General features: G+C 70.9%; 9 protein-coding genes. 5 read left to right on the top strand and 4 right to left on the bottom strand.

What is annotated here, in order from left to right:
* Positions 1-127: 127 nt before the first annotated feature.
* Complete coding sequence (locus ABZ193_RS19965) at positions 128-1,066, bottom strand: methionyl-tRNA formyltransferase (protein ID WP_354710943.1); 939 nt, start codon at positions 1,064-1,066, stop codon at positions 128-130.
* A gap of 106 nt (positions 1,067-1,172) precedes the next feature.
* Between ABZ193_RS19965 and ABZ193_RS19960 the strand changes: the two genes are divergently transcribed.
* Together ABZ193_RS19960 and ABZ193_RS19955 are read left to right on the top strand one after the other, a co-directional pair.
* A complete protein-coding gene (locus ABZ193_RS19960) occupies positions 1,173-2,492 on the top strand; it encodes a SidA/IucD/PvdA family monooxygenase (RefSeq protein ID WP_354710942.1) in 1,320 nt (439 codons plus the stop codon).
* A 50-nt stretch (positions 2,493-2,542) separates the two neighbouring features.
* Positions 2,543-3,799 (top strand): salicylate synthase, encoded by a 1,257-nt coding sequence (locus tag ABZ193_RS19955; protein ID WP_354710941.1) that lies wholly within the window; start codon positions 2,543-2,545, stop codon positions 3,797-3,799.
* Between the two features lie 45 nt (positions 3,800-3,844).
* Here ABZ193_RS19955 and ABZ193_RS19950 read toward each other — a convergent pair whose 3' ends face one another.
* From ABZ193_RS19950 to ABZ193_RS19940, 3 genes are all read right to left on the bottom strand, one after another.
* Positions 3,845-4,849: an iron chelate uptake ABC transporter family permease subunit gene (locus ABZ193_RS19950; protein ID WP_354710940.1), complete on the bottom strand. Its 1,005-nt coding sequence runs from the start codon at positions 4,847-4,849 to the stop codon at positions 3,845-3,847.
* Entirely contained in the window at positions 4,846-5,901 is a 1,056-nt protein-coding gene (locus tag ABZ193_RS19945) for an iron chelate uptake ABC transporter family permease subunit (RefSeq protein ID WP_354710939.1), read from the bottom strand. Before ABZ193_RS19945 ends, ABZ193_RS19950 begins: the two co-directional genes overlap by 4 nt.
* A 367-nt stretch (positions 5,902-6,268) precedes the next feature.
* Positions 6,269-7,864, bottom strand: a complete 1,596-nt coding sequence (locus ABZ193_RS19940; protein WP_354710938.1) for an AMP-binding protein — start codon at positions 7,862-7,864, stop codon at positions 6,269-6,271.
* Positions 7,865-7,928: 64 nt separating this feature from the next.
* Here ABZ193_RS19940 and entS point away from each other — a divergent pair, with 64 nt between their 5' ends.
* From entS to ABZ193_RS19925, 3 genes are read left to right on the top strand one after another with little or no spacing between them, the layout of a single operon-like run.
* A complete protein-coding gene (gene entS / locus ABZ193_RS19935) occupies positions 7,929-9,194 on the top strand; it encodes an enterobactin transporter EntS (protein WP_354710936.1) in 1,266 nt (421 codons plus the stop codon).
* Positions 9,167-9,970, top strand: coding sequence for an alpha/beta hydrolase (locus ABZ193_RS19930; protein WP_354710935.1), 804 nt, complete (start codon positions 9,167-9,169; stop codon positions 9,968-9,970). Before entS ends, ABZ193_RS19930 begins: the two co-directional genes overlap by 28 nt.
* Before the next feature lie 53 nt (positions 9,971-10,023).
* On the top strand, positions 10,024-10,230 hold the full coding sequence (locus ABZ193_RS19925; protein WP_191245338.1) for an MbtH family protein: 207 nt from the start codon (positions 10,024-10,026) through the stop codon (positions 10,228-10,230).
* Position 10,231: the final 1 nt, after the last annotated feature.

Raw genomic sequence — 10,231 nt, 5'->3', positions numbered from 1 at the left:
CCGCAAGGTTGGCATGTTCGGCCGCCGGTTGGCGGCCTGGGTTGCGGCCCTGGCTCAAGGTGATCGTTGCGTGTCAGGCGACGGGATGACCACCCAGCTTCGTTTTGTTCAAAGACAACCGCCGCTTTCAGCGGCCTAGGTAGCCGCCCATCTTTTGGAAGTACTCGGTGGCTGCCAGCTCTGTGCCGTCTTCCAGGCGTACCTGTTCGATGACCAGGCCGTGGTTCTTGCCGAACCTGGCGTCCGCGCCGGCGACGATCACCACTCCGTCGCCTTCGGGGATGAAGATCCGGCCGGGTGTGCCGCCGTACCGTCCCTTCGAGACGGACGCCTTGGTGATCCGGATGGTCTGTCCCTTGTGGGTGGTGAAGGCGTTCGGGTACGGGTCGGACTGGGCGCGGACCAGGCGGTCGATGTCCTCGGCAGGCCAGGTCCAGTCGATGCGACTGTCCTCGATGGACCGCTTGTGGAAGAAGCTCGCCTTGGAACGGTCCTGGGGAACCGGCTCGTAATTCCCCGATTCGAGCTTTGCCAGGGCTTCCGACACGACCGGTTCGATGAGGTCGACCGTGCGGTGGAACAGGTCCGTCACCGTGTCACGAGGGCCGACCTCGACGGATCGTTGCAGGATGATGTCGCCCGCGTCCAGCTCGTCGTTCATCATGTGCGCGGTCACGCCCACCTCCTTCTCCCCGTTGATCAGCGCCCAGATCAACGGCGAGAAACCGGCGTATGCGGGCAACAGCGAATCGTGCACGTTGAGGGTGCCCCGGGGCGGCAGGTTGAAGATTTCCGGCGGCAGCCAGGTGCGCCAGTTGTTCGCGACGATGATCTCCGGGCCGGCCTCCTTGAGCGCGGCCGTCACGTCGTCGTCGGGGCGGTTGCGTTCGATCACCGGAACACCGTTCTCCCCGGCGAGATCCGCGACCGAGTCGGACCAGATCTTCTCGTAGGCGTGGTCGCTCTTCGGGTGTGTCACGACGAGCACCACCTCGTGACCGGCGTCCAGCAGTGCACGCAGCGTGCGGTGCCCCCACGTCTGGTAGCCGAACATCGCGACCCGCATCGGTCCTCCTCGTTCCGGGATCAACATCACGCCCGAATGTAGTAGTTAAGCCTCCCCTAACTTAGGTTAGGGTTGCCTCGGTTGTACATCTACGGATAGGACGGGCATGCCAGAACCGCAGGAAGTTCCGGTCTACGACCTGGTCGGGGTCGGCTTCGGCCCTTCGAATCTCGCACTGGCGATCGCCGTCACCGAGCACAACGCCGGCGGCGGGGAGGCGGTCACCGCGCACTTCCTCGAGCGTCAGCCGCGGTTCGGCTGGCACCGGGGGATGTTGCTGGACAACGCCACGATGCAGGTGTCGTTCCTCAAGGACCTCGTCACCATGCGCAACCCGGCCAGCGAGTTCAGCTTCCTGTCCTACCTGCACAGCCAGGGGCGCCTCGTCGACTTCATCAACCACAAGAACCTCTTCCCGCTGCGGATCGAGTTCCACGACTACCTGGAGTGGTCGGCGGCGAAGGTCGACGACCTCGTCTCCTACGGCCGCGAAGTCGCCGGGATCACGCCGGTTTCCGGCGAGGAATCGTTGTTCGACGTGCGCACCGCGGACGGGCAGGTGCTGCGTGCCCGCAACGTCGTGTTCGGCACCGGGCTGCGGCCAAACCTCCCTGAGGGGGTCACGGTCAGTGACCGGATCTGGCACAACCACCAGCTGCTGCACCGCATCGACAAGGTGTCCGACCCCGAGCGGTGCATCGTCGTCGGCGCCGGGCAGAGCGCCGCGGAGGTCACCGCGTTCCTGCACGACAAGTTCCCGCGCGCCGAGGTGTGCTCGGTGTTCGCCCGCTACGGCTACAGCCCGTCGGACGACAGCTCGTTCGCGAACCGGATCTTCGACCCGGAAGCGGTCGACGCGTTCTACACCGCGCCGGAGGACGTCAAGCGCCGCCTGATGGACTACCACGGCAACACCAACTACTCGGCCGTCGACCTCGACCTCATCGACGACCTGTACCGCCGCGTCTACCGCGAGAAGGTGCAGGGCGTGCAGCGGCTGCGGATCTTCAACGCCTGCCGCCCCATCGACGTCACCGAAACCGAGTCCGGCGTCCGGATGGCGATCGAATCCCTGACCACCGGCGAGAAGACCGTGCTGGACGCGGACCTCGTCGTTTACTCCACCGGATACCGTCCGGCCGATCCGACGTCGCTGCTCGGCGAGCTGGCCGCCAAGTGCCGCCGCGACGAGCACGGCCGCCTGCGGATCGAGCGCGACTACCGGCTCGTCACCCCGGACGTGCAGGCCGGGCTCTACCTGCAGGGCGGGACCGAGCACTCGCACGGCATCACCTCGTCCCTGCTCTCGAACACCGCGGTGCGGGTCGGCGAAATCCTGCGCTCGATCCTCGACCGCAGGGAACCGTCGTTGGACTGGCCTGCCGAGTACGCGGTCAGTGGTGTGAAAGCCGAGGAGTGGGCGTGACCGAGTACGACGTCGAGGAAACCGGCTCAGTGGCTGAGCCACTTAGCCTTGTGACCAGACTGGCGCGCGCCGGGTTCGACGACTACGTCGTCTACGAACGCGACGGCGTGTGGACGTTCGCCGGCGGTGCCCTCGCGACGGTGTCGCTCGACGCCGAGCGAGTGCTCATCTCGTACGGCGACGAGGTGACCGATCGTGCGTGGACCGGGTCGCCGGGCGAGGCGATGCGGTCGGCGCTCGCGGAGCTGCCGGTGACGGGCTGGAACGCCTACGGTCGCGTGCACTTCTCGTTCGCCGGGCTGGTGCCGGGGCTCGGGCTGCGTGGCGCCGTGCCGCCGCCCGGTGAGGTGGTGCGGGTGATCGTGCCGCGCACCGAGGTGCGGCTGGACGGGCAGTCGGTCCGCATCCGCGGTGTCGACGCGGGGGAGCGGGCACGGGTGCGGGAGATCCTCGAAGCGTCCATCGAGGCCGACACGCCGCGTGCCGCCGAGGTGGACGTCCGCGCGGGCGGCGAGAGCTACCGCGAGCGGGTCGCCCAGGCGGTCAAGGAGATCCGGCAGGGGCAGTACCAGAAGGTGATCCTGTCGCGGGTCGTGCGGATCCCGTTCCCGGCGGACCTGGTCGCGACCTACGAACTGGGGCGGCGCGGCAACACCCCCGCCCGGTCGTTCCTGTTGCGGTTGAACGGCGCCGAGGCGGCCGGGTTCAGCCCGGAGATCGTCGTGTCGGTCGACGGGAGCGGGCGGGTCACGACGCAGCCGCTGGCCGGGACGCGTGCGTTCGGGCGGGGCAGCGAGGCGGACGCGGCCGCGCGGGCCGAGCTCGAATCGGACCCCAAGGAGGTGTTCGAGCACGCCGTGTCGGTGCGGACCGCGCAGGAGGAGATGCGGCGGGTGTGCGTGCCGGAATCGGTGCGGGTCGGGGACTTCATGGGCATCAAGGAGCGGGGCAGCGTGCAGCATCTGGCTTCGCTGGTGAACGGGGACCTCGCGGACGGCCGGTCGGCGTGGGACGCGCTGGAGGCGGTGTTCCCGGCGGTGACGGCGTCCGGCATTCCCAAGCGCGAGTCGCTCGACGCGATCTCCCGGATGGACGACCCGCGCGGGTTGTACAGCGGCGCGGTGATAGCGCTTTCCGAGGACGGATCACTGGACGCGGCGCTGGTGCTGCGGGCGGTGTACCAGGAGGGCGCGCAGGCGTGGCTGCGCGCGGGCGCGGGGATCGTCGCGGACTCCACGCCGGAGCGCGAGTTCGAGGAGACGTGCGAGAAGCTGGGCTCGGTGGCGCCGTTCGTGGTGCGGGCCTGAGCTGGTTTTCGACGGCCCCGGGCGGCGCCCGGGGCCGTCGCGCGTTCAGCGGCGGCGCCAGAGGAGCCAGCCGAGGTAGGCGCCACCGAGTGCGGCGGTCGCCACGCCCACCGGGAGCGTCGACGCCCCGGCGACCCGCTGGGCGGCGAAGTCCGCGACCAGCACCAGCAACGCGCCCATCCAGGCGGCCGGGAGGATGCCGGCGCCGGCGGCCCGAGTGAGCCGTTTCGCCAGCTGGGGCGCGGTGAGGGACACGAAGGCGATCGGCCCGGCGGCGGCGGTCGCGATGGCGCACGCCGCGGTGCCGACGATCAGCAGGTACACGCGGCTGCGCTCGACCCGCACGCCGAGCGCGGCCGCGGCGTCGTCGCCCATCTCGAGCATGTCGAGGCGGCGGGCGCCCGCGAGCAGCAGCGGGATCAACACGACCAGCGCGATCACCAGCGGCCAGAACTGGGTCCAGCCGAGGTTGTTGAGGCTGCCGGTGAGCCAGACCGTCGCGCGGGCGACGTCGGCGATCTGGGCGTTGACGATCAGGTAGAAGTTGATCGCCTGGAGGATCGCGCTGATGCCGATGCCGACCAGGACCAGCCGGGAGCCGCGGACGCCGCGCTGCCAGGCGAGGACGTACACGGCGATGGCGGTGACCAGCCCGCCGGCGAGCGCGCCGCCGGAGACGGCCAGGGTCCCGCCGCCGGAGAGCAGGATGACCAGCAGGCCGCCGGTGGTGGCGCCGTAGTTGAAGCCGATGATGTCGGGGCTGCCGAGCGGGTTGCGGGACAGGCTCTGGAACACGGCGCCGCTCATGCCGAGCGCGGCGCCGACGGCCAGCGCGATGAGCACCCGGGGCAGCCGGAGGTCGAGCACGGCGAAGTTCGTGATGCGGCTGCCGTTGCCGAGCAGGGTGCGGACGACGTCGAGCGGCGCGACGGAGATCGACCCGGTGCCCAGGGCGAGCACCCCGAAGCCGAGGATCGCGACCGCGAGCCCGACGCAGACGATCACCGAGCGGCGTGCTGCCGTGCGGGTCCTGGTGAGCGTCTTCGTCATGAGCGGGCCGCCTTCGTGCGGCGCACCAGTGCGATGAACAGCGGCGCCCCGAGCAGGGCGGTCACCACCCCGACGTCGATCTCCTCCTTGGCGATCACCCGTCCCAGCACGTCGGCCAGCAACAGCAGCGCCGGGGCCAGCAGGGCGCAGTAGGGCAGCACCCAACGCTGGTCCGGCCCGGTGATCGCGCGGACCATGTGCGGCACCGCCAGCCCGACGAACACCAGCGGCCCCACCGCCGCCGTCGCGGCGCCGGCCAGCAGCGTGACCGCCAGGAGGGTCAGGCCGCGCGTCCGGCCGAGGTGGGCGCCCAGCGACTTGCCGGCCTCGTCGCCGAGGGCGAGCGCGTTCAGCGGCCGAGCCAGGAACAACGCGAGTACCACGCCGACCGCCAGGAACGGCAGCACCCGCACCAGGGTGCCGCCGTCGGCGCGCTCCAGCGAACCGACCGTCCAGAACCGCATCTGGTCCAGCGTCTGGGTGTCGAGCAGGGTCATCGCCTGGGTCAGACCGGTCAGCGCGGCCGACACCGCGGTCCCGGCGAGCGCGAGCCGCACCGGTGACGTGCCGCCCCGGCCGGCGATCACGTACAACACGAAACCCGCGACGGCCGCGCCCAGGAACGCGAACCAGACGAACGCCCGCAGGTCGGTCACGCCGAGCACGCCAACGGACAACGCGGCCGCCGTCGCCGCGCCCGCGTTGATGCCCAGCAGCCCCGGGTCGGCGAGGGGGTTGCGGGTCAGCGCCTGCATCAGCGCCCCCGCCACGCCGAGCGACGCGCCGACCGCGATGCCGATCAACGTCCGCGGCACGCGGATCGACCAGACCACATAGGACGAATCGGAGCCGTCGCGGTGGAACAACGCGTCGACGACCGTCCCGAGTGGAATGGACCGCGCGCCGACCGCGATGCTCAGCAACGCGATCGCCACGAGGACCACCAGCGCGACGACGAGGCCGGCCGCCCGGGACGGCGCCGCCAGGCGCGGGGCAGGCGCTTGACCGGGCGTCGCCCGGGAGGCGGCTCGGGTGGATCCACCGGTGCTCACGGGTGTTCTCCAGGTGCGGGGCGGGCAAAGTGCTTGGGGCGGCCGGCGCTCACGCGGCGTGGGCCGGCGCCGCGGCTGCTGGTGCGGACCCGGCCGGGGCCGGTGTTGGCGCGGCTGCTGGTGCTGACGTGGCGTGGACTGGCGTGGGTGCCGCGGCTGTTGGTGCTGGTGCGGTGGGGGCTGGCGTGGGCGGCGCTGGTGATCCGGCGCGGCCGGACCCCGGCGCCGCGATTGCCGGTGCTCACGCGGCGCGGGTCAACCTCGGCACCGCGTTCGCCAGCGCTCACCCGGCGCGGGCCAACCTCGGCACCGCGTTCGCCCGTGCTCACCCGGCGCGGGTCAACCTCGGCGCACCGATCGCCAGCGCTCACCCGGCTATCCGCTTGGCGAGCGCGACCTTCGACACCTTCCCGACCTTCGTCAGCGGGAAGCTGTCCAGCACCTCCAGCCGGTCGGGCAGCTTGTACGCCGCCACGCCGCGCTCCCTCAGGAAGGCCGTCACCTCGCGCAAGGTCGGCGCCTCCCCGCGCACCACCAGGAACGCGCACGTCCGCTCGCCCATCACCTCGTCCGGCATCCCGACCACCGCGGCGTCGTGCACGGCCGGGTGCGCCAGCAGGTGGTTCTCCAGCTCCTCGGCCGGGATCTTCTCGCCACCGCGGTTGATCTGGTCCTTGATCCGCCCCTCGACGACCAGGTGCCCGGACGGCAGCGCCCGCACCACATCGCCGCTGCGGTAGAACCCGTCGGCCGTGAACGAGCGCGCGTTGTGCTGCTCCGCCCGGTAGTAGCCACGCAGCGTGTACGGCCCGCGGGTCAGCAGCTCGCCGCTTTCGCCGGGTGCCACCGGGTCGCCCTCTTCGTCGACCACGAGCACTTCGTCCGCCGGGCACAGCGGGCGGCCCTGCGTGGTGATCTTCAGCTCGTCCGGATCGTCCAGCCGGGTGAAGTTCAGCAGTCCCTCGGCCATCCCGAAGACCTGCTGCAGATCGCAGCCGAGCGTCGAGCGCACCCGGGAAGCGGGCTCCGCGTTGAACTTCGCGCCACCCACTTGGAGCAATTGCAGGCTGGACAGGTCCTCATCCATGAACTCGGTCGCGTCCATCCACAACAGTGCGACCGGCGGCACCACCGCGGCCACCGTGACGCGCTCCCGCTCGATCAGCTCGAACGCCGTGTCCGCACTGGGATCCGGCGCCAGCACCACCGTGCCACCGGCGGCCATCGCGCCGAGCAGCCCCGGCGAAGCCAGCGCGAAGTTGTGCGCCGCGGGCAACGCCACCAGGTACCGCGTGTCCGCCGAGAACCCGGACACCGAAGCGCTCGCCCGCGCGTTGTACAGGTAATCCTGGTGCGTCCGCGGGATCAGCTTGGGCGTGCCGGTCGTCCCGCCGGAGAGCAGGAACAACGCCACGTCGGAAGGATCTGGCGAAGGCAACGGGACCGGCGCGGCGGTCGGCAGCGGCTGGAACTCCGCGGGCTCGCCGACGACGAACACCTGCCGCACCGACGGCACCGCCTTCTGCACCGTCCGCGCCAGCTCGCGGTAGTCGTACCCGGCGTCGTCGGTGTCCGCGACCACGTACGCGACCGCTTCGCTCAGCTCGCACAGCGGCACGATCTCGCTTTCCCGGTGCGCGGGCAGCGCCAGCACCGGCAGCACCCCGGCGCGCAGGAAAGCGAAGAACAGAGCCACGAACTCGGGCACGTTCGGCAGCTGCACCACGACGCGCTCGCCCGGCCGCAGCCCCGCCGACACCAGCCCGGCCGCCAGGCGCGTTGCCCAGGCGTCGAGTTCGGCGTAGGTCCAGCGCGCCCCATCGGCGGCGACGAGCGCGACCCGGTCGCCGTGCGCCGCCGCGCCCTCGGCCAGCAGGACGTCGAGCGACTGTCCGGTCCAGTAGCCTTCGGCGCGGTACTTCGCCGCCAGTTCCTCGGGCCAGGGCACACAGCCGTGCAACATCGTCAGCTCCCTCGATCGCGCGAACTTAGGTTAGGCTAGCCGACGTTACGAAGGGAAGGTGCTCGTGCGGCTCGGGGAAATGGTCATCGACGTCACGCCGCTACGGAGCGCATCCGCCTACCGGCTCGTCTTCGCCGCGCAAACACTCACCGTGCTGACGACGGCGCTCACCAACGTCGCCATCAACCTGCACGTCTACCAGGTGACCGGGTCGTCGGTCCAGGTCGGACTGGTCAGTCTGGTGTTCGGCATCGCGTTGCTCGGCGGGTTGCTCGCGGGCGGGGTGATGGCCGACCGGGTCGACCGGCGCCGCCTCATCCTCACCACGCGGGCGGTCGTCGCGGCCGTGCTCGGCGGGCTGGCGGTCAACGCCGCGATCCCGCACCCGATGCTGTGGTTCGTCTACGTCGCCGCGATCCTCGCCGGCGCGATCAACGGCCTGGGCGGTTCGGCGCTGATGGCGGCGATCCCGTCGCTGGTCAAGCCGGAACACCTGACCGCGGCCGGCGCCCTGATCACGGTCACCAGCCAGTTCGGCGCGATGGTCGGCCCGACGGTCGCCGGTGTGATCGCGGCCGGTCCCGGTGTCGCCGCGTGCTTCGCGATCGACGCACTCGGCTACGTCGCCGCGGTCCTGCTCATGTGGCGGCTGCCCGAGCTGCGGGCAGGCAAGCCGGACGAGGACCACCAGCACCCGTTCCACGCGATCGCCGAGGGTTTCCGCTTCCTGCGGCACAACGCGGTCGTACGCGGGCTTCTCGTGATCGACCTGTGGGCCATGCTCTTCGCGATGCCGTACGCGCTCTTCCCGCAGATGGGCACGGAAGTCTTCGGCGGCGGCCCGTCCGCGGTCGGCCTGCTCTACACCGCACCCGCGGTCGGCGCGTTCGTCGGCGCCCTGGTCAGCGGCTGGACCGGCCGGATCCGGCACAGCGGCCGCGCGTTGATCGGGTCGGTCCTGTTGTGGGGCTTGGGGGTCACGGCGTTCGGCCTGTCCGGCGAGCTGTGGCTGGGGTTGTTGTTCCTGGCGATCGCGGGCGTCGGCGACACGACCTCGGAGATCCTGCGCCGCGCGCTGCTGCAGCACCACACGCCCGACCACCTGCAGGGCCGGGTCAGCAGCCTGTGGCTCGCGCAGGCCACGACGGGTCCGGCCGTCGGCAACGCCGAAGCGGGCCTGGCCGCGCGGCTGCTCGGTCCGGCGGGCGGGATCGTGGCCGGCGGGATCGTGTGCGTGCTCGGCGTCTGCCTGGTCGCGGTGACCATGCCCGGACTGCGCCGGGCCAGCCTGCAAGGAGAACCATGCCACTCGCCGACGTCAACGGCATAAAGATCAACTACGACGACCTCGGCTCGGGCGATCCGGTGGTGCTGGTGATGGGCACCGCGGCGAACGGCCGGGTGTGGCACCTGCACCAGGTGCCCGCGCTCGTCGACGCCGGCTACCGCGCGATCACCTTCGACAACCGCGGGATCTCGCCCGCCGAGCCGGGTTTCACGATCGACGACCTGGTCGCCGACACCGCTGGCCTGATCGAGCACCTCGGCCTCGGCCCGTGCCGCCTGGTCGGCACGTCGATGGGTGCGCAGGTGGTCACCGAGCTGATGCTCGCGCGCCCGGAGCTGGTCAGCCAGGCCGTGCTGATGGCCACCCGCGGCCGTCCGGACGCGATGCGCGCGGCGATGGGCGCGGCGGAGAAGGAGTTGCGGGACAGCGAGATCGCGCTGCCCGCGAAGTACGAGGCCGTCACGCGGGCAGTGCAGAATCTCTCACCCCGCACGCTGAACGACGACGCGGCGGTCGCGGACTGGCTGGACATCTTCGAGATGTCGCCGACCCTGTGGACGCCCGGCCTGCGCGCGCAACTCGACCTCGACATCACCGACAGCCGCCTGGACGCCTACCGCGCGATCGACGTCCCCTGCCTGGTCATCGGGTTCGCCGACGACCTCCGCCTGCCCGCGTACCTCGCGCGCGAGGTCGCCGACGCGATCCCGTCCGCGCGGTACCTGGAAATCGCGGACGCCGGGCACTACGGATATCTGGAGCGCCCGGACGTGGTCAACGACGCTCTTGTCACCTTTTTCGCCGCTGGACACTCTTAGTATCGCCTTACTAAGGTAAGCCTCAGTTGACCTGACGGCACTGGAGGCTTGTGGTGACGAACCCCTTCGACGACGACAACGGGCGCTTCTACGCGCTGGTCAACGACGAGGGCCAGTACTCGCTGTGGCCCACCTTCGCCGAGGTGCCCGCGGGCTGGCGGATCGTCTTCGGGGAGGACAGCCGCCAGGCGTGCCTGGACCACATCGAGGCCAACTGGACCGACATGCGACCGCGCAGCCTGGTCGAGAGCGAGTCCTGAG

Source organism: Amycolatopsis sp. NPDC006125, from assembly GCF_040614195.1.
GTDB lineage: Bacteria > Actinomycetota > Actinomycetes > Mycobacteriales > Pseudonocardiaceae > Amycolatopsis_E > Amycolatopsis_E tucumanensis.
This window is presented reverse-complemented; position numbering and strand designations above follow the sequence as displayed.

Coding starts and splice junctions, on each gene's coding strand:
- ABZ193_RS19965 (WP_354710943.1), bottom strand. CDS start 1,066: ATGCGGGTCGCGATGTTCGGCTACCAGACGTGGGGGCACCGCACGCTG.
- ABZ193_RS19960 (WP_354710942.1), top strand. CDS start 1,173: ATGCCAGAACCGCAGGAAGTTCCGGTCTACGACCTGGTCGGGGTCGGC.
- ABZ193_RS19950 (WP_354710940.1), bottom strand. CDS start 4,849: ATGACGAAGACGCTCACCAGGACCCGCACGGCAGCACGCCGCTCGGTG.
- ABZ193_RS19940 (WP_354710938.1), bottom strand. CDS start 7,864: ATGTTGCACGGCTGTGTGCCCTGGCCCGAGGAACTGGCGGCGAAGTAC.
- ABZ193_RS19930 (WP_354710935.1), top strand. CDS start 9,167: ATGCCACTCGCCGACGTCAACGGCATAAAGATCAACTACGACGACCTC.